The following is an 18,880-nucleotide window of genomic DNA, read 5'->3' on the forward strand; positions in this document are numbered from 1 at the left end:
TAAAGATTCTAATAAGGAACTGGTAATCCAATTTCTTTTCTATGTTCGATTTCTTTTGCGTTTTTCTCTTTTTTAGTTAGTGATAGTTTCTCAACTAATCCTAAACCAGGTTTAACTTCTTCTATTGGTTTAACTTCCAATGCTCCGGCTTCAACCATTTTGTTAAAGAACTCTTCTCCTTGAGCAGTTCTTATGAATACTGTACTCCAGCCATCTGGGCTTCCCACCGAACCTGTGGAAATATCAGCCAATTCAGCTGTGTAATCCATACATACGTGGCAGGATTGTTGTTCGTATGGGTGGGTTTCTTTTAATTTGATGGATTTAACATCTCCCCATTTGGAATATACCCAGAATTTACCTTTTCCAATATCAGTTTTAGCAACATCTTCCATCTTTATTCCACAGTGTTCCTCGATGATGGTTTTCATACCATTGTATGGGAAGTTTTCCATACAGAATATTCCCACAATTAATGCCAGTTTATCAGGAACGTGCCTAAATCCTATAGGATATTTCATTAATTTTCTAGTTGCAATTATTTGGCATGGAGTTCCAACAACTCCAAGTTTTTCACATCCATACTCTCTAACTGCACTCTTTATCACACTTATAGTTGGACAGACTGTGTATTTGGTTCCAGCAGCCTCTAAAACTTCATCAACTGTTGTTGCAACTTTAGGAGTTGTTTGTAATTTGTCATCTTTATCTGCAACAATAACACCATCCAAGAGGCCATTTTCCAAACCGTATATATATGCGGCTGAAACAATACCTCCATCTTGACATTTTTTCAGTATGGTTTTATCTGCAGCTCTTGCAGATACCACAGTTTTATACTTTCCAAAGGGATCCATACATACCACCTCAAAACTTTTGAGAAGTTTTATCAAAATAAGTACTGGCTTTTTACTCAATTTCTTCAATTAATTTAGGAAATCTTATTCTTGGACACTGTAAACTACATGCCCCGCACTTAATACAGAGCTCCTTTAAGACGTTTGGTTTTCCGTCAATCATCTCTATAGCTCTTGTAGGGCATGATGCGGCACATGATCCACATCCCATACAAAGAGACTTGTTGATCACGTTAACCAATAGGTCGCAACCACAGGCTTCTGTTTTTTTCGCTAACTCGGCATAAATTTCCAAATATTCAGTATCTCCATTTAATGCGGCAGTGATTAGGTTTACAAGGGCTTCAGGCGATGGAGGACATCCTGGAAGTGCCAAATCAACCTTTATTAAATCCCCTATTGGAACAAATGAACTATGAACTGGTTTTGACATTTGTCCGCCTCTGCAAAACCTGGTTATTCCACCAGTCGCAGCACATGCCCCTAAAGCAACAACAATTTTTGATTTTCTTCTTGCGTCGAAGACATCTTTCATTGAATGTTCGTCCTCTAAACAGACGCTACCTTCTACAAGTGCTATGTCAATATCATCGGGAATTTCTCTCTCAATGAGTATTTTATCGTCAGTTTCTCTTATCTCGGTTTTTTCATCTACCAAAGTCAATGCATAAACCAGCTCTACACTATTTAAAATATCTAAAAGCTGCTCGTAAGTATCTGCAAGAGATATTAAACAGCCTGTGCATCCACACAAGTGTATATGTGCTATTTTAACCATGATCTCACCTTCCTATTAATGATTAAGCAAAATTTGGCTGAGCATTCAAGTGTCGAAGTAAATTCCTTTGGAATTTACAGATTTAGACAAATCGAAGATTTGTCGGGAAACGGGTAGTAAGAAACTACAATTCGATTGGTGGTTATAAACATGAATATTTATTCAACGAGCTCTACAGTTAAGTCTTCGAGACAAAGATCAGCATTTACAATAATTCATCTAAAACCATTTCAACTGCGTTATCAACTGCATTTTTAACTTCTTCTGATAATTCAAGACATATGTCTGGTGCAGTCATGTTCTTCGATTGGCATCCAATAACTACGGTTTTTACGCCATACTTTTCATTAATTTCCTTTATCATTTCTGCAAGGGGCATATCGTGGGCATCTATGTGATATTTTTTTATGTTTGGCAAATCTTCAGGATATAGTTTTGTTAATTCACCAGGTTTTAAACCAAAATCGATTGCATCTATGATTATGATCTTCTTGATCGGCGTGTCTTTATCAATTAACGATAGTATGAAGTGAGAAGCCCCAGTTCCCGCATCAATAATTTCTATTTTGTCAGAATTTAATTTTGCACATTTCGAGATGGGATAATTATCTCGGATTTCTTTCAGCTTGTTTATTACAGCATATCCAAATCCATCATCGCCAAACAGAATATTCCCACACCCGAGGATTAAAATCTCTTTATTAAGGTAATCTGGCAAATACTCACCTCAGTTTATTTCAGTATCTTCTCACCAATTATTTTGTCATCATAATCCTTGATGATCATATGGGTTGCACATGAGATACATGGATCATAGGCTCTAACAATATGTTCTGCAAACTTGTAATGGGTTCCTTCAACAGCCTTACTAATAACAGGAATGTTCCACGTTGTTGCAACAATTGCGTTGTAATAAACTATGTTTCCATCTTTATCAATTACTGCCTGGTGAGTGTTATGCCCTCTTGCAGCCTCATGAACACCTAAACCTAATTTTTCACCATCTCCGACTATTGGCTCATCGGACATGGTTTTTCCATTTACATTTAATTCGTCAAGAATCTCCATGGCTCTTTTAACAAGAACAGAAATTTCATATGCTCTTGCTATATGTAATGCCATAGCACCTTTTTCTTTGAAATCGAAGAATTTACTAAATCTTGCCCTTGGACCAACTTCCATCAATCTTCCATTATAGGTTGGAACTGTAGTAGATGACTGAATTGCTACGTCTTTGTCGTACACATCAAAAGGAGTATATTCAACAACCTTATCTTGGTCTATTTTGGTTCTATCCCCGTAAGTTGGATGTGTTGCAATATATCCAAAATCATGATATCCAAGTTTTTCTGGGAGCTCAGTTCCATCATTCAAGGTTCTACTTTCAAATATTGGGATTAAATACTCCAGCTGTTCCTTTGCAAGTTTTTCATATTCTTTGCATTTGTAGTACATCTTTGCCTTTGTACTTTCGGTAATTTGCTTTGCCATTCCTCCAACCTTGATATTTGGAGAGTGAATTGCTTCTCCTCCAACGGCATCAACAATATATTGTCCTATTCTTCTCATTGCCTGAACCCTTTTAATAAACTCATTTGAATCATCCTTGGGTACGTAGTCAGGAGATATCAAAAATTGATGTAATGGGTGTGAGTGCATTTTATTGCCTATTCCACATAGTTCTCTTAACAACAACCCATCTTTTGGTGGTGTTATATCACATGCATCTTCAATTGCCTCTACTGCTGAAGTTGCATGAGCTACGGGACAAATTCCACAAAATCTTGATACTGCAATAGGAGCAAATTCTGCAGGTTTTCCAACTAAGAATTTTTCAAAACCTCTTACTGGGGTTACGCTTAGATAAGCTCCTTTTTCAACAATACCTTCATCATCGACCTTCAAAACCAACTTTGTATGCCCTTCATGCCTTGTTGTAGGGTGGATTTCTACAATTTTCCCCATATTAATCACCTACCTTATTTGGATAATTAATATATCTATTATAAAGTATGATATCTATTAAAATTTCTTATTTAGTTAAAATAAAAAGGTATATATGTTAAAATAATTTTCAATATTTTTATTAAGGTAATAATAAAAATTTAAAAAATAGTAATAAAAAATTCAAATCATTGTTTTTCGTATTTATTTTTACGTTTAAATTTTCAAAAATTTAATTTGATGGATATATCCATTAGATTTCCTAATACGTTATATAAAGTTTTCTATTTGGGCTGTATAAAAAATTTTATGTACATCTATGATTTATGTAGTATGTAATTAGTTTTTGTAATATAGATATTAAACTATTTAATGGTGATTCTATGTCTGAATGGGAACCAAAAATTATTGGATTTTGTTGTAATTGGTGTACCTATGGTGGAGCAGACACTGCCGGTGTTGGAAGGATGCAATACCCACCAAGTATAAGAATAATTAGAGTAATGTGCTCTGGAAGAATTGAACCATCCCTTATTTTAAAAGCGTTTAAAGAAGGGGCAGATGGTGTTTTTGTCGGAGGTTGCCACTTAGGAGATTGCCACTACGATTCTGGGAATTATAAATGGCAAAGAAGAGTTATGATGCTCTACGAATTATTGGAAGAATTAGGCATTGAAAAAGAAAGATTAAACCATGAATGGATTTCTGCATCAGAAGGTGAAAAATTCCAAAATACGATGAAGGATTTCTATAATAAAATAGAAGCTCTTGGACCTTGCAAACTAAAAGAAGAATTAGACAAATAAAATTGGTGATTTAGATGGTAAAAATAGCAACAACATGGTTAGGCGGTTGTTCCGGATGTCATATAAGTTTGTTAGATTTACACGAAGAACTTTTGAATTTGCTGGAAAATGTTGAACTTGTTCATTGTCCTGTGCTTATGGATGTTAAAGAAATCCCTGATGAAGTTGAAGTTGCATTGATTGAAGGTGGAATAAGAAACGAAGAAAACCTGGAAATTGCAAAAGAAATGAGGGAAAGGGCAAAAATAGTCATAGCATTTGGAACCTGTGCTGCATTTGGAGGTGTTCCAGGGTTAGGTAATCTGTATTCCAACGATGAGTTATTGGACAAGGCCTATAAAACAACTATCACTACAAAAAACGACGATGGAATTATTCCAAACGAAGAAGTTCCAGAATTAGTCTCAAGGGTTAAACCGCTATCTGAGGTTATAGAAGTCGATTACTTCATCCCAGGATGTCCACCAAATCCTGAAATGATTGCTGAAGTTGTAAAAGCATTGTTAGAAGGAAAAGAACCAGAATTGCCTAAGAAGAATTTATGTGAAGAGTGTGCAAGGAAGAAAAGTGAAGAAGGAGTTGCAATTGAAACAATAAAAAGAAACTATGAAGGAAATCCAGATCCTGAAAAATGTCTATTGGAACAAGGATATATCTGCTTAGGTATCGCAACAAGGGAAGGTTGTGGGGCACCATGTCCGAGCTCAGGTGTTCCATGTAGTGGTTGCAGTGGTCCAACAGATGCTGTTGTTGATCAAGGAGCAAAAATGATTTCTGCACTATGTTCTGATTTTGGAATTGATAACGATAGAGATGTAGATCCAATGATATTACCGAAATCAATAAAAGATAAAATAGGAAGTTTTTACAAATTTACACTCCCAAGTGCTTTTGTTCCTATCAGATTGAAATAATAATTTAGAGAGCGATTAAATAACGGTGATAAAATGGTAAAATTGTCAGTTGAACCAGTTACAAGGGTTGAAGGGCATGGAAAAATATCAGTATCCTTTGATGATAGTGGAAATTTAGACAAGGTTCGTTTCCATGTTGTGGAAGTTAGAGGTTTTGAAAAGTTTTTGGAAGGAAGGTATGTTGAAGATGCCCCAATATATACACCAAGAATCTGTGGAATATGTCAAGTTGCCCACCATTTAGCAAGTGCAAAAGCGGTGGACAATGTATTTGGCGTGAAAATTCCAGAAACAGCTGAGCTCTTAAGAAACTTAATGCATCAAGGGGCAACAGTTCACAGTCATGCACTCCATTTTTACATGCTTGCTGCACCAGATTTAATGTTTCCAACAACAGATGATGTTTTAAAAAGAAACTTAATGGGTATCGCAAAGGAACATCCAGAAATTATAAAGGATGCTATTGAATTGAGAAAAGCAGGACAGAATGTTGTTAGAGTAGTCGGAGGTAGAGCAATTCACCCAGTTACTGCAGTAGTTGGAGGTCAATCAAAATCACTGAAAGAAGAAGAAAGAGACGAATTGCTAAAACTATCTGAAAGAACGATAGAGTTATCTGAAAAGTCTATTGAAGTTGGAAAAAAGTTACTTGAAAATATAAAAGATGAGGATTTATTGGACATAGGCTATTTTGAATCAGCTCATATGGGTATGGTAAATAATGGAGTCCATGACCTATATGATGGAAAACTTAGGGTTGTCAATTCAGAAGGAAAAGTTGAATATGAATTTGATCCATCTGAATACATGAACTATATTGCCGAAGGAGTTAAGCCATACTCATACTTAAAATTCCCATATTTAAAAGATAAAGGAGAAGAAGACGGAATTTATAGGGTGAATACATTATCAAGACTTAACGTTTCCGACAAGATGGCTACACCACTTGCACAGAAATATTATGACGAATTTGTTAAAGAATTTGGAAAACCTTGCCACCATCCAATGTTATTCCACTATGCAAGGTTAATAGAGCTCCTCTCAAGTGCTGAAATGGTAAAAGAACTTTTAGAAAACGATAAAATAGTTGGAGAGGACATAAGAGCTGAACCAGAGGAAGTTGTTGGAGATGGAGTAGGATGTGTTGAAGCTCCAAGGGGAACGTTAATACACCACTTCAAAACAGACGACGATGGAATTATAACAGATACTAATTTAGTTGTTGCAACAGTTCAAAACAACCCTGCTATGGACATTGGTGTTAGAAAAGTTGCTGAAAAGTATATAAAAGCTCCTGAAGATGCAACACCACAAGTTTTAAACTATATGGAAATGCTCATTAGGGCTTATGACCCATGTTTGTCCTGTGCAACTCACATAATTGGGGAAGAATCAAATAACCTATCATTGGATGTTTATCAGAAAAATAAATTAGTCAAATCAATTAGGGGATAAAATGATAGTAGTAAATACGGAGGATTGCTATTTATGCAAAGCATGTGAAAGGGCATGTCCTACTGAGGCACTAAAACTTAATCCCCTTAAAGTCTGCATGCTGTGTGGAAATTGTGTCAACGCATGTCCTAATGATGCCTTAAACCTAAGAGAAATCGAATTAAATGGCAAAAAAATCAAACAGATTGAGTACAACTCAAGTAAGTGTGATTTATGTGGAGAATGTGTTAAAGTCTGTCCAAATAATCTAACAATCAAAGATGATAAATTAAAAGGCTTCTGTGTTGGATGTATGAAGTGTATCGATGCCTGTCCAGACAAATTCGTTGGAATGGAAGGCGTTGTTGAACCAAATAAAAAAGAAATAATTATTCCACAAGAACCAATAGCAGTTACCGACGACTGTGTGGGATGTGGAATTTGTGCAGAGGAATGTCCAGTTAAGGCAATAGAAATCAGTGATGATAAGGCAGTAGTTGACAAGGATAAATGTATCTATTGTAGCGTATGTGCTCAAACATGCCCATGGAATGCCATATTCGTTGCAGGCAAGAAATCTCCAAAAAGAGACAAAAATATATTGAAATTTGAAGTTAATGAGGAATGTATTGGGTGTGGGGTTTGTACAGACGTATGCCCTAAAAATCTAATAAAAGTTGAAGATATGATGGCAAAACCACCAGTTGGATGTCCAGCATGTGGTCTGTGTGCAAATGCATGTCCTGTAGATGCCATAACTTTAGAGGTTGAGTATAAACCACCTAAACCAGTAAGTGAGGAAGGCATTGCGTGGATTGAAGAGAGCTGCAATTACTGCGGTTCATGTGCTATGAAGTGTCCAACAAGTGCTATAAAAGTTGTCAATAAGAGGGGTATGGAGCTCCCAACAAAGAAAAAAACAGATGAGAAAGAGAAGTTCAGAATGTGCGTTAGATGCGGGGCATGTACAACAGTTTGTCCAACTGGAGCATTGAAACTAGGAACGGTAACTTATGATGGGAAAGAATACAATAGGATTGAATTCAACCCTACTCTGTGTAATAAATGTGGAGAATGTGTAAAAGTTTGTCCATACGATATGTTAGAATTAACTGAAAATGAAAAAATGCCTTTAAGCGGTTTTTGTGTCATGTGTTTAAAGTGTGTTGACGCCTGTAAGAAGATTAAAAGAAATGCGCTGGCATTGAAGTGAGCTGAAATAAAGCATAAATTCCAAAGGAATTTATAAACGAAAGTTGATGATTTGCTTCGACTTCGGAGCAGATGAAGGATTATATGGTTCTTCGGATTTTACCATCGCTTGAAAAGACTTGAATATTTTGCATATTACCATATTAGAAAATCCAATTACAATATTAGTAAATTGGTTAATAATCAAAAATATTAAAATGAATTATAAAATTGGTGATAACATGGAAGAGCCAAGAATTGGCGTATATGTTTGCCATTGTGGAGTCAACATCGGAGGGACTGTTGACTGTCCAGATGTTACCGAGTTTGCTAAAACCTTAAAGAATGTTGTTGTGGCAAGAGATTACAAATACATGTGTGCAGATCCTGGGCAAGAAATGATTAAAAAAGACATCAAAGAACACAACTTAAACAGGGTGGTTGTAGCTGCATGTTCTCCAAGATTACACGAGCCAACATTTAGAAGGTGTGTTGCTGAAGCAGGATTAAACCCATTCTTATTTGAGTTTGCGAACATAAGAGAACACTGCTCTTGGGTACACATGCATGAAAAAGAAAAAGCAACAGAAAAGGCAAAAGATTTAGTAAGAATGGCTGTTGCAAAGGCAAGGTTGTTAGAACCTTTAGAGTTCATCAAAGTAGGGGTTACACAAAGAGCTCTGGTTATTGGAGGGGGAGTTGCAGGTATTCAGACTGCACTAGATTTAGGAGATATGGGTTTTGAAACCATATTGGTAGAAAAAACTCCTTCTGTTGGAGGAAGAATGGCCCAACTTGATAAAACATTCCCTACAAACGACTGTTCTATTTGTATTTTAGCTCCAAAGATGGTAGATGTTGCAAAGCATCCAAACGTTAAACTTTATGCCTATTCTGAAGTTGTAGATGTCCAAGGATATGTTGGAAACTTTAAAGTCAAAATAATGAAAAAGGCAAGATACATCGATGAAACAAAATGTACTGGATGCGGGCAGTGTTCAGAAGTATGTCCAATAGATGTTCCAAATGAGTTTGATATGGGCATTGGAATGAGAAAAGCCATCTATAAGCCATTTCCACAGGCAGTTCCTGCAAAATACACCATTGATAAAGAACACTGTATAGAATGTGGATTGTGTGCAAAAGTTTGTGGGCCTAATGCCATAGACTTTGATCAAGAACCTGAAATTATAGAAGCTGAAGTAGGTACGATAATTTGTGCAATAGGTTATGATGCATTTGATCCAACAGTTAGGGAAGAGTACGGATATGGAGTATATGATAACGTTGTAACTGCACTTGAATTGGAGAGGATGATTAACGCCTCTGGTCCTACAGGTGGAAAGGTTATAAGGTTAAGTGACGGGCAAAAACCAAAAAGAATCGCATTTATCCAGTGTGTTGGTTCAAGGGATGCAAAAGTTGGAAACAAATATTGTTCAAACGTCTGTTGTATGTATGCAATGAAGAACTCTCAGTTAATTAAGGAAAAATCACCAGATACCGAGATAGATATTTATTATATGGATATAAGGGCGTTCAGCAAAGGATACGAAGAGTTCTATGAAAGAAGTGCCAAACAGTACGGTATTAAATTCATGAGAGGAAGGCCATCACAAGTTATAGAAGATCCAGAAACAGGAAACCTTGTAGTTAGGGCAGAAGATACCTTGTTAGGAGAAATACTTGAAAAAGAATATGATTTAGTAGTTCTCTCAGTAGGTATGGTACCAACAAAATCAGCTGATGAGGTCCAAAAAATATTGGGTATTTCAAGAACACCTGACCAGTTCTTTATGGAAGCACACCCAAAATTAAGACCTGTTGATACTGCAACAGACGGTGTTTATCTTGCTGGAGCTTGTCAGGGGCCAAAAGATATCCCTGCATCAGTTGCACAAGGTTCTGCCGCTGCTTCAAGAGCTGCGATTCCACTTGCTAAAGGAGAAGTTGAAGTTGAACCAATAATTGCGTCAGTAGATGCAGAAATCTGTGGTGGATGTGGAGTTTGTGTAAAACAATGTCCATACGGAGCTCCAAGATTGGTTGAAAAAGACGGTAAAGTAGTAGCTGAAGTTATCTCAGCCCTGTGTAAAGGATGTGGAACCTGTCCTGCAGGATGTCCTAGTGGTGCATTAGAACAAGACCACTTCAAAACAATACAACTGTTTAAACAGATTGAAGGGATGTTTAGGGATACAGCATAACTCAAATTAATCATCTAAGACTTTAAAAACGGAATCTATGATTCCGTTGATTAATTCCTAATTTTATGTATATTTACTCAAGATTGAATGAAACATTTGGGTTTTAGCACTCCTTTGGAGGTTGGTGAAATCCTAACAGATTTTACGATTCATGAGAATTAACAAAATCAAAGTTGTAACTCCTTCTTGGAGCTCCCATATTTTTTCATGTTTCATATGAAGGTGGTATTATGGAAATAATAAAAGATGTGGTTTGTCCATTCTGTGGAACATTATGTGACGACATAGAGTGCTATGTTGAAGGTAATCACATAATCGGGACAAAGAACGCATGCAGAATTGGATACAGTAAATTTACCCATAGAGAAGGTTCTACAAGACACACAGGACCTTTAATGAGGGAAAATAAAAAAGACGATTTTAAAAAGGTTGATTGGGATACTGCAATAGAGAAGGCGGCAGAAATACTAGTAAATGCCAAAAAACCATTGATATATGGATTTTCAGCAACAGAGTGTCATGCTCACGTGTATGGGATAGAATTGGCCGAAAAGGTAAAAGGAGTAGTAAGTAATACTGCAGAAGTATGCCACGGACCAAGTGTTTGGGCATTGCAGGATGTAGGTTATCCTATTTGTACATTAGGTGAGGTAAAAAATAGGGCAGATGTAGTGATCTATTGGGGATGCAATCCAATGCATGCTCATCCAAGACACATGAGTAGGTATGGTGTATTTTCAAGAGGATTTTTCAGAGAAAGAGGGAGAAATGATAGAACATTAATTGTTGTAGATCCGAGAAAAACAGATACTGCGAAGTTAGCAGATGTTCACCTACAAGTCGAACCTCATAAAGATTATGAGTTAATAAGTGCAATGAGGGCGGCATTGAAAGGGTTTGAGTTGAAAGGGGAAAAAATTGCAGGAATCCCTGTGGAAACTATTTATGAGGCAATAGATGTGCTTAAAAATGCCCAATTTGGAAATTTGTTCTTTGGTATGGGTGTCACCCAATCAGGAAGTAAGCACAGAAATATTGACAATGCCATTGAACTTATTATTGATTTAAATGCCCATACAAAATTCACACTTATACCGATGAGGGGACACTACAATGTGAATGGATTTAACCAAGTGTGCACCTGGATAAGTGGTTATCCACTATGTGTTGATTACTCAAGTGGAAGCCCTATATTCAATCCAGGGGATACAAGTGTAACCGATCTGTTAATGAGAAGAGAAGCTGATGCCATGTTAAACCTTGCATCAGATCCTGGAGCTCACTTCCCTCAAAAGGCAGTGGAGAGAATGGTTGAAATTCCTTTAATAGTGATGGAGCCCCACCAAACTCCAACAACAGAACTGGCAAATATAATACTACCTCCGGCAATTGCTGGAGTTGAATGTGGAGGAACCGCTTATAGGATGGATGGCGTTCCAATCGCTCTTAAAAAAGTCATTGACCCTCCAGAAGATGTAATGTCAGATAAAGAAATCCTAAAAAGAATGATGGACAAAGTTAAAGAGCTTTTATAAGCTATTTTATTTTACTTTTTTATTACACCTATATTTTTAAAATTTTTCCTTGTTTTTTATTTTTTAATATCCTAAAAATCTTGGTATAAAGTAAAAGGTACCTATGGCACTTCCTAAATTTGCAAGTGCAGCCACTATTAGTACCTTCATTGCATTATTTTTAATTAGTTTTTTAAAATCTTCAGTGTTAAATAATTCTTTTATGTCTTCAACAGTTATTTTTCTGTATTTTAACTCCACAAGACCTGCTATATACCCTGCTCCAATAACTGGTATTAGGGAAGTTATCGGTGCAGCTAAAAACGCTGCAATTGCAGTTTGAATACGTCCCCTGGCGATTAAAACACCTAATGATGAAAGACTTCCATTTACAAGTATCCAATCTAAAGTTAGTTTTTTTAAAACATCTAAATTTGAAGAAGCCATATAAAATCCATAGATGATTAATAAAACCAAACCAATTGACGCCAATTTTCCAAGTATGTTGGACTTCTTTTTAACTTCCATTAACTCTCCTAAATCAATATTTTTTCCAGATTCAAGTTCCCTTAAATAGTTGGCAATTCCATTTAAATGGCCTGCCCCAACAACTGCAACTATTTTTTCTTTTCCCTTACTGGATTCAAAAATGTTCTTTGCCATGAACTTATCTCTTTCATCTACAAGAACTTCGTAAATTGCTGGTGAAACTTCTTTTAACATTAAAATTAAATCTTCGGCGTTATTTATCATATTGTTTAGTGATTTTTCATCTATTTCAATATCGTTTTTTTCAGTTAGGAGCCCCAATAAAACATCTATTTTTTCCTTTAAAGTCATTTTATTCATGGCCCTTGAAAGAGTAATGTTTATTGGCCGGTCTATAAGTGAAACAGGTTTATTATATAAAATAGCCAAATCTACCGCTTTTTTCATTTCACTACCTGGTTTTATGCCAAACTGTTCCCCAATCTTTTTTTGAAAATTCGCTAAAATTGTATGAATCAAAAAGAGCCCAATCTTTCCTTCTTTAATAATCTTTAAAATATCTATATTATGTATATTATCCGCATTCTTTGAGTTTCCGCTGTTCATAATGGAAAGAAATCTGTCTTTATCGAGTTCAACAGCAATTAAATCAGGATCTATTTCCATTATTGCTTTTTCCACGTTATGTATACTTTCGTCGGAAACATGGGCAGTACCTATTAAGTGAATATCACATTCACTTATTCCATTGTTAATCCTTACGTGCATTTTTTTCACCATAAGTATAAGTATATTAAAAGAGAGGTTATATATATTTTAATATGTTGATAAATTTTCTGGTGAGTATATGATCGAAGTGAGATCAGTTATGAAGGAACCAATAACGGTAAATCAAAATGACCGTATCGAAGATGTCATAACTTTATTTAGAAAAAATAGAATAAGTGGAGCTCCGGTTGTGGATGCAGATGGTAAAATAGTTGGGGTCATTTCAGAAAGTGATATTGTAAAGACAATTACAACCCATGATGAAAGATTTGATTTAATACTACCTTCTCCACTGGATTTAATTGAATTACCTTTAAAAGCAGCTATAAAAATGGAAGAATTCAAAGAAGATATGAAAAATGCCCTAAAAACCGAAGTATGGGAAGCTATGACAAGGGATGTTATAACAATTACACCCGAAACTTCAATAAATGAAGCTGCTGAAATAATGATTAAAAATAAAATTAAGAGACTTCCCGTTGTTGAAAACGGAAAACTTGTTGGAATTGTCACAAGAGGGGACTTGATAGAGGTACTGGTTTCTGAGAAGGAATAGTATAATTTGGAGTGTTTCAGGTTTAGGTGAGATGATGAAATTAAAGTTAACTTCCCCTTCAAGAATACACATGAGTTTAATTGACTTGAACGGCAGTATTGGAAGGGTAGATGGTGGTGTAGGGGTAGCCTTAGATTATCCAAATTTCGTAATTGAAGGTAAAGAAAGCGATGAGATAGAGATAGATTTAAAAGCTGATTTAAATAAAAGTATGAAAGAGGATATGGAAAAAAGGATTTACGATTCTGCAAAAAAGGTTTTAAACCATATAAATGAAGATGGGATATCTTTAAAAATACGCAATATAATTCCTCCACATACTGGTTTAGGCAGTGGTACTCAGATGGCAATCTCAACTGGAAAGTTGACCTCATTAATCTACGGAAAAGAATTAAGCGCTACCGAAATTGCAAAAATAACTGGGAGAGGCGGTACATCAGGTATTGGTATTGCAGCATTTGAAAATGGAGGTTTTATAGTTGATGGGGGGCACACATTTGGACCAGGCAAGGATAAAGAGGATTTCAGACCTTCTTCTGTGTCAAAAAATGTAAGGCCTGCGCCCATACTTTTTAGGCATGACTTTAACTGGGATATAGTTTTAACGATACCAAGGGGCAAAAATATACATGGAAACAAAGAAGTAGATATATTTAAGACATACTGCCCTATCCCATTATCTGAAACCCAAAAGCTATGCCATCTAATCCTAATGAAGATGATGCCATCAATAATTGAAAAAGATTTAAATTCCTTTGGAGAGGTTATAAATAATATACAAAACTTAGGTTTTAAGAAGGTAGAGGTTGATCTTCAGAGTGAAACTGTCAAAAAACTTTTAAAAACATTGCAGGATGTTTCATACAGTGGTTTGTCCAGTTTTGGACCTACCATATATTCAATTGGAGATAAGAAGATAATAATTGAAGCTTCAAAGAAGTTTTTTGATGAAAATGGAATAGAAGGCGAGATCATAGTAACTACTGGAAATAACAAAGGATATAAAGTAGAATAAGAGACAGTCTCAGAATATGATTGAATTGATTATCCTTTTCTCAAGATATTTATAGAATTTATATTTATAATCATATTTGCAGTTTTATAAAGAAATACGGTTTAGTAGGTTGAATGAAATCCTTAGGATTGAATGAAAACCTGATGGTTTTCATTGCTCAAAACCGAAGGTTTTTATCTCATAGCTCACCTTCACTTTGTTCGGTGATACCTTATGGAAAAATCAAACACTAACGAGTTAATTAATAACTTAAATCTGAAGTTCAGAAATATTGATGGTAGAGAGCTCATAACTGCAATTGTGATGGATGAGAACAAAAATATTTTAATGACCGCTTTCATGAATATGGAATCACTGAAAAAAACCCTTGAAACCAAAATTATGCATTATTATTCAACAAGCAGAAATAAGATTTGGAGGAAAGGGGAGGAAAGTGGAAATACACAATATGTTAAAGAAGTTTATCGTGATTGCGATGGCGATGCTCTTTTATTCGTTGTAAAACAGAAGGGATGGGCTTGTCACGAAGACTATTATTCATGTTTCCACTATAAATTAGATTTAGAGAGTGGAAATTTATCCATTGTAGGGGATAAAATTATGAAAATCTAAAAGATTTTTAATACCCTTAACGGGAACGATAATAAAAATACAATATAAAAACTTTGTTAAATTAACTTTTTTGTTTAATACTAAATTTGTTGGCATTTATTACTTACATATTAATAACTTATTTAGGTGATAGTATGGACGATAAACAAGATTCTAGTGGTTTAAATCAAGAACCAATATTTGTTGGCGGTTCACAAAATGAAGATGAGGATATTCCAACTACAATCCCTGATTTAAAAAATAAAAAAATAACAGTAGATACCTGTGTAGTTATTGACGGTAGAATAACTGACCTGATAGAGAATGGAGTAATAGAAAATAGTAAGATAATAATCCCTGAGGCAGTTATATCTGAGTTGGAAGCTCAGGCAAATAAAGGTAGGGAAATAGGTTATTTAGGAATTGAAGAATTGAAGAAAATGGTAGATGTTGCAAAGGAAAGCAATATTGAAATAGAATACTACGGGGAAAGACCCTCAGTTGATATTATTTCACTTGCCAAGAGCGGGGAAATAGATGCAATGATTAGAAATGTGGCAAAAGAAACCGACTCAATACTTTTAACAAGCGATAGAATACAATACAACCTTGCACTTGCTCAAGGAATAGAGTCCTACTATCTACACGTTAAAAAAGAAAAAGTTGAATTGGTGTTGGATAAATATTTTGACTCTTTAACAACATCAGTTCATTTGAAGGAAAACTGCAAACCATATGTAAAAAGAGGAAAACCTGGGGAAGTTAAACTTACCCCTGTAGATGATAAGGAGCTCACAAGGGAAGAAATGGAAGCTATAATTGATAATATTTTAAAATACAGTGAGCAAAATAATGGATTAATTGAGATACAGAGAAGAGGGGCAACAGTAATCCAGCTTGGAAACATGAGAATAGCCATAACAAGGCCTCCGTTTTCAGAAGGTCTCGAAGTCACGGCTGTAAGGCCTATCACAAAGGTTTCACTTGATGATTACAATTTATCAGAACATCTAATGGATAGACTAAAGAAAGCAGAAGGTATATTTGTTTCAGGAGCTCCAGGTAGTGGAAAATCAACGTTTGTTTCAGCATTGGCAGAGTACTATAGGAGCAACAATAAAATAGTAAAAACAATGGAAAGTCCAAGGGATTTACAGGTAGGTACTGAAATTACTCAGTATGCACCACTTGAGGGGAGTATGGAAAAAACCTGCGATATTTTACTTTTAGTAAGGCCTGATTACACAATATACGATGAAGTCAGAAAGACAAGGGACTTTGAAATATTTGCAGATATGAGAATGGCAGGAGTTGGAATGGTTGGGGTAGTTCATGCTTCAAAGCCAATAGATGCTATACAGAGACTCATAGGTAGAGTAGAGCTCGGTATAATTCCTCAGATTGTAGATACTGTTGTATTTATTCAAGATGGAAAAATTGAAAAGGTTTATGAAGTGGGCTTTACAGTTAAAGTTCCGCATGGAATGAAAGAGGCAGATTTGGCAAGGCCTGTTATTGAAATTAAAGACTTTGTAACAAAAAAACCCGAATACGAGATATACACCTATGGGGAACAGGTTGTAGTCATGCCTATAAAGGAAGAAGAAATTAGCGAAGTACCTCCAGTTTACAAATATGCCGAAGAAAATATAAAGAAGGCTTTGAAACCATACATTCCAAAAAAGGCAAAACCTGAGATTAAAATATTGGGCAACGATACAATTGAACTTAGAGTTCATGAGAAGTACATTCCTTCAATTATAGGAAAAGGGGGAAAGGAAATATCCAAGCTGGAAGATATAATAGGATTAAAAATAAGTGTTAGAGAATTGGGTTCAGATTCTGGAGCTGAAACTCAAGGTCATTATGATGAAGAAGTTGATAAGTACGAATATATGAGCGATTATGAAACTACAAGATTAATTGAGACTGGAAAACATATCGTTGTAGATGCAGGGGAGGATTTTGTTGGAGCGAATATTAAAATTTATATTGATGGAGAATATCTCTGCTCTGCTACCGTAAGTTCAAATGGTACTGTAAAATTAAACAAAAAAACATCCATTGGAAAAGAGCTCTTAAGTGCAATGAAAAAAGGAAAAGACATATTTGTTGAGATGTAATTTAAAACATGTTTTTAACTTTTTCATCGGATTTCATAACCTTCTCTTTTTGTTTAGTTCTGAAATCTTTCAATTTTGATGCAATGTTTTCATCAGATATTGCCAGCATTTCAAGGGCTAAAATAGCAGCATTTTCACCTCTATCTACACCAACAGTAGCTACTGGGATTCCTGGAGGCATTTGAACAGCACTTAGTAATGCATCCATTCCATCCAGTTTGCTCTCAACAGGAACAGCAACAACTGGTTTTGTTGTTAAAGATGCTACAACACCTGGTAAATGGGCAGCCAATCCTGCAATCGCTATAAAAACTTTTGCATCTGAATTTTTAACTATTTCTTCAACTAATTCTGGTGTTCTATGGGCTGAAGCTACTCTAACTTCAAATTCTACTTCAAAGTCCTTTAAAATATTAACAGCCTTTTCGGCTATTTTAACATCGCTTTCGCTTCCCATTACAATACATATCATCTTTTTCACCGTTTATATTTTTGAACTATATATTGTATATTGTATGGAAAGATTCTTATTGTTTGAGATTTATATATTTATTCACAAAAAATAGGGGAGGTACACTATGGGTACTATTGAAAACTTGGTTAAGGCATTTGCTGGAGAGAGTATGGCAAGAAATAGATATAGTTTCTATGCAAAGATTGCAAAGAAGGAGGGGTATGTATTTATATCCAAGGTCTTTCTTGAAACTGCTGACAATGAAAAAGAACATGCTGAGACTTTTTTTGAGTTTATTCAGGAACTTAGAAAAGATGACGCCATAAAAACCGAAATTGAAGCACCATTAGTTTGCGGAAACACCGTGGAAAACCTAAAAGCTGCGATAGATGGAGAGCATTATGAAAATACATACATGTATCCAGAATTTGCAGAAATAGCTGAAAAAGAAGGACTTAAAGATATAGCAGAAAGAATTAGGGCGATAAGTAGGGCAGAAGAGCATCATGAGGCAAGGTACAAAAAAATCCTTGAAGCAGTTGAAAACGGAACAATGTTTAAAAGAGATGAGGAAACAGAATGGGTTTGTCTTGAATGTGGGTATATCCATAACGGAACTGAAGCTCCAGAAAAGTGTCCATCATGTGGGCATGCAAAGAGCTACTATGTTGCTAGGGACATGCTTTCTCTTTAAAATAAAATATACTTAATTATTATTTATTTAATCATTTAACAGTTTTTAACTTTTGCAGTCTTTGTGGTATGTTAGGGATTACTATGAAAGAGAGAACTTTTGTGGCTTTAAAGCCAGATGCAGTTAAAAGAAAATTAATCGGAAGAATTATCCAGAGATTCGAAGATAAAGGGCTTGATATTGTAGATATGAAGATGTTAACCCTTTCAAGAGAAATGGTTGAAAAGTGTTATATGGAACACAGAGGAAAAGGGTTTTATGAGAAACTTATAAATTTCATGACATCAGGTAGAATCGTAATTCTTATTGTTGAAGGAGAAAATGTAATATCGATTGTTAGGAAAATGATCGGAAGTACAAATCCTAAAGAAGCAGAACCTGGGACTATCAGGGGAGATTTTGCTTTATCGACTCCTGATAATATAATACATGCATCTGATTCAAAAGAAAGTGCAGAGAGAGAAATAAGTCTATTTTTTGGAAGATAATTTATGGCGATATTTCTTAAAATTGCCATAAAAAATAAAAAGTGGTGCAGTGCAATA

Annotated in this window: 18 protein-coding genes; 12 read left to right on the top strand and 6 right to left on the bottom strand. The window is 35.3% G+C overall.

Annotation, left to right across the window (positions count from 1 at the left end):
* Positions 1–8 precede the first annotated feature (8 nt).
* The 4 genes from frhB to frhA all read right to left on the bottom strand — a co-directional run bounded on the left by frhB (position 9) and on the right by frhA (position 3,600).
* Positions 9–857, bottom strand: coding sequence for a coenzyme F420 hydrogenase subunit beta (gene frhB / locus F555_RS0105685; RefSeq protein ID WP_018153424.1), 849 nt, complete (start codon positions 855–857; stop codon positions 9–11).
* 52 nt (positions 858–909) lie between these two features.
* A complete protein-coding gene (gene frhG / locus F555_RS0105690) occupies positions 910–1,635 on the bottom strand; it encodes a coenzyme F420 hydrogenase subunit gamma (protein ID WP_018154257.1) in 726 nt (241 codons plus the stop codon).
* Between the two features lie 205 nt (positions 1,636–1,840).
* Positions 1,841–2,353, bottom strand: coding sequence for a coenzyme F420-reducing hydrogenase, FrhD protein (frhD, locus tag F555_RS0105695; protein ID WP_018154258.1), 513 nt, complete (start codon positions 2,351–2,353; stop codon positions 1,841–1,843).
* Between the two features lie 14 nt (positions 2,354–2,367).
* Positions 2,368–3,600, bottom strand: a complete 1,233-nt coding sequence (gene frhA, locus F555_RS0105700; RefSeq protein ID WP_018154259.1) for a coenzyme F420 hydrogenase subunit alpha — start codon at positions 3,598–3,600, stop codon at positions 2,368–2,370.
* A gap of 362 nt (positions 3,601–3,962) precedes the next feature.
* On the opposite strand from frhA, the gene F555_RS0105705 reads away from it, so the two are divergent.
* From F555_RS0105705 to F555_RS0105730, 6 genes are all read left to right on the top strand, one after another.
* Positions 3,963–4,385 (top strand): hydrogenase iron-sulfur subunit, encoded by a 423-nt coding sequence (locus F555_RS0105705; RefSeq protein WP_018154260.1) that lies wholly within the window; start codon positions 3,963–3,965, stop codon positions 4,383–4,385.
* Positions 4,386–4,399: 14 nt separating this feature from the next.
* Positions 4,400–5,299: an NADH-quinone oxidoreductase subunit B family protein gene (locus tag F555_RS0105710; RefSeq protein WP_018154261.1), complete on the top strand. Its 900-nt coding sequence runs from the start codon at positions 4,400–4,402 to the stop codon at positions 5,297–5,299.
* A gap of 33 nt (positions 5,300–5,332) precedes the next feature.
* Positions 5,333–6,754, top strand: a complete 1,422-nt coding sequence (locus tag F555_RS0105715; RefSeq protein WP_018154262.1) for a Ni/Fe hydrogenase subunit alpha — start codon at positions 5,333–5,335, stop codon at positions 6,752–6,754.
* 1 nt (position 6,755) lies between these two features.
* On the top strand, positions 6,756–7,946 hold the full coding sequence (locus F555_RS0105720) for a 4Fe-4S binding protein (RefSeq protein WP_018154263.1): 1,191 nt from the start codon (positions 6,756–6,758) through the stop codon (positions 7,944–7,946).
* Positions 7,947–8,166: 220 nt separating this feature from the next.
* Positions 8,167–10,131: a CoB--CoM heterodisulfide reductase iron-sulfur subunit A family protein gene (locus F555_RS0105725; RefSeq protein ID WP_018154264.1), complete on the top strand. Its 1,965-nt coding sequence runs from the start codon at positions 8,167–8,169 to the stop codon at positions 10,129–10,131.
* Between the two features lie 230 nt (positions 10,132–10,361).
* Complete coding sequence (locus tag F555_RS0105730) at positions 10,362–11,666, top strand: formylmethanofuran dehydrogenase subunit B (RefSeq protein ID WP_018154265.1); 1,305 nt, start codon at positions 10,362–10,364, stop codon at positions 11,664–11,666.
* A 63-nt stretch (positions 11,667–11,729) separates the two neighbouring features.
* Here the strand turns inward: F555_RS0105730 and F555_RS0105735 are convergent, their stop codons facing one another.
* Positions 11,730–12,902 (bottom strand): TraB/GumN family protein, encoded by a 1,173-nt coding sequence (locus F555_RS0105735; RefSeq protein WP_018154266.1) that lies wholly within the window; start codon positions 12,900–12,902, stop codon positions 11,730–11,732.
* Between the two features lie 79 nt (positions 12,903–12,981).
* Here F555_RS0105735 and F555_RS0105740 point away from each other — a divergent pair, with 79 nt between their 5' ends.
* The 4 genes from F555_RS0105740 to F555_RS0105755 all read left to right on the top strand — a co-directional run bounded on the left by F555_RS0105740 (position 12,982) and on the right by F555_RS0105755 (position 17,187).
* The gene (locus F555_RS0105740) at positions 12,982–13,458 is read left to right on the top strand and encodes a CBS domain-containing protein (RefSeq protein WP_018154267.1); all 477 of its coding nucleotides are present in this window, start codon (positions 12,982–12,984) and stop codon (positions 13,456–13,458) included.
* A 34-nt stretch (positions 13,459–13,492) separates the two neighbouring features.
* A complete protein-coding gene (locus F555_RS0105745) occupies positions 13,493–14,473 on the top strand; it encodes a beta-ribofuranosylaminobenzene 5'-phosphate synthase (protein ID WP_018154268.1) in 981 nt (326 codons plus the stop codon).
* Positions 14,474–14,686: 213 nt separating this feature from the next.
* On the top strand, positions 14,687–15,085 hold the full coding sequence (gene hisI / locus F555_RS0105750) for a phosphoribosyl-AMP cyclohydrolase (protein WP_018154269.1): 399 nt from the start codon (positions 14,687–14,689) through the stop codon (positions 15,083–15,085).
* Between the two features lie 134 nt (positions 15,086–15,219).
* Complete coding sequence (locus tag F555_RS0105755) at positions 15,220–17,187, top strand: PINc/VapC family ATPase (protein WP_018154270.1); 1,968 nt, start codon at positions 15,220–15,222, stop codon at positions 17,185–17,187.
* Position 17,188: 1 nt separating this feature from the next.
* On the opposite strand, the gene purE is transcribed toward F555_RS0105755, so the two are convergent.
* A complete protein-coding gene (gene purE / locus F555_RS0105760; protein WP_018154271.1) occupies positions 17,189–17,659 on the bottom strand; it encodes a 5-(carboxyamino)imidazole ribonucleotide mutase in 471 nt (156 codons plus the stop codon).
* A 106-nt stretch (positions 17,660–17,765) separates the two neighbouring features.
* On the opposite strand from purE, the gene rbr reads away from it, so the two are divergent.
* Together rbr and F555_RS0105770 are read left to right on the top strand one after the other, a co-directional pair.
* Positions 17,766–18,335, top strand: a complete 570-nt coding sequence (gene rbr / locus F555_RS0105765; RefSeq protein ID WP_018154272.1) for a rubrerythrin — start codon at positions 17,766–17,768, stop codon at positions 18,333–18,335.
* 83 nt (positions 18,336–18,418) lie between these two features.
* Complete coding sequence (locus F555_RS0105770; protein WP_018154273.1) at positions 18,419–18,823, top strand: nucleoside-diphosphate kinase; 405 nt, start codon at positions 18,419–18,421, stop codon at positions 18,821–18,823.
* Positions 18,824–18,880 lie beyond the last annotated feature (57 nt).

The sequence above is a fragment of the Methanothermococcus thermolithotrophicus DSM 2095 genome (assembly GCF_000376965.1).
GTDB lineage: Archaea > AGJL01 > Methanococci > Methanococcales > Methanococcaceae > Methanothermococcus > Methanothermococcus thermolithotrophicus.

Bases quoted from the DNA above. Each gene is read 5' to 3' on its own strand.
- frhB (WP_018153424.1), bottom strand. From the start codon at position 857: ATGGATCCCTTTGGAAAGTATAAAACTGTGGTATCTGCAAGAGCTGCA.
- frhG (WP_018154257.1), bottom strand. From the start codon at position 1,635: ATGGTTAAAATAGCACATATACACTTGTGTGGATGCACAGGCTGTTTA.
- frhA (WP_018154259.1), bottom strand. From the start codon at position 3,600: ATGGGGAAAATTGTAGAAATCCACCCTACAACAAGGCATGAAGGGCAT.
- F555_RS0105705 (WP_018154260.1), top strand. From the start codon at position 3,963: ATGTCTGAATGGGAACCAAAAATTATTGGATTTTGTTGTAATTGGTGT.
- F555_RS0105710 (WP_018154261.1), top strand. From the start codon at position 4,400: ATGGTAAAAATAGCAACAACATGGTTAGGCGGTTGTTCCGGATGTCAT.
- F555_RS0105715 (WP_018154262.1), top strand. From the start codon at position 5,333: ATGGTAAAATTGTCAGTTGAACCAGTTACAAGGGTTGAAGGGCATGGA.
- F555_RS0105720 (WP_018154263.1), top strand. From the start codon at position 6,756: ATGATAGTAGTAAATACGGAGGATTGCTATTTATGCAAAGCATGTGAA.
- F555_RS0105725 (WP_018154264.1), top strand. From the start codon at position 8,167: ATGGAAGAGCCAAGAATTGGCGTATATGTTTGCCATTGTGGAGTCAAC.
- F555_RS0105730 (WP_018154265.1), top strand. From the start codon at position 10,362: ATGGAAATAATAAAAGATGTGGTTTGTCCATTCTGTGGAACATTATGT.
- F555_RS0105735 (WP_018154266.1), bottom strand. From the start codon at position 12,902: ATGCACGTAAGGATTAACAATGGAATAAGTGAATGTGATATTCACTTA.
- F555_RS0105740 (WP_018154267.1), top strand. From the start codon at position 12,982: ATGATCGAAGTGAGATCAGTTATGAAGGAACCAATAACGGTAAATCAA.
- F555_RS0105745 (WP_018154268.1), top strand. From the start codon at position 13,493: ATGAAATTAAAGTTAACTTCCCCTTCAAGAATACACATGAGTTTAATT.
- hisI (WP_018154269.1), top strand. From the start codon at position 14,687: ATGGAAAAATCAAACACTAACGAGTTAATTAATAACTTAAATCTGAAG.
- F555_RS0105755 (WP_018154270.1), top strand. From the start codon at position 15,220: ATGGACGATAAACAAGATTCTAGTGGTTTAAATCAAGAACCAATATTT.
- purE (WP_018154271.1), bottom strand. From the start codon at position 17,659: ATGATATGTATTGTAATGGGAAGCGAAAGCGATGTTAAAATAGCCGAA.
- rbr (WP_018154272.1), top strand. From the start codon at position 17,766: ATGGGTACTATTGAAAACTTGGTTAAGGCATTTGCTGGAGAGAGTATG.
- F555_RS0105770 (WP_018154273.1), top strand. From the start codon at position 18,419: ATGAAAGAGAGAACTTTTGTGGCTTTAAAGCCAGATGCAGTTAAAAGA.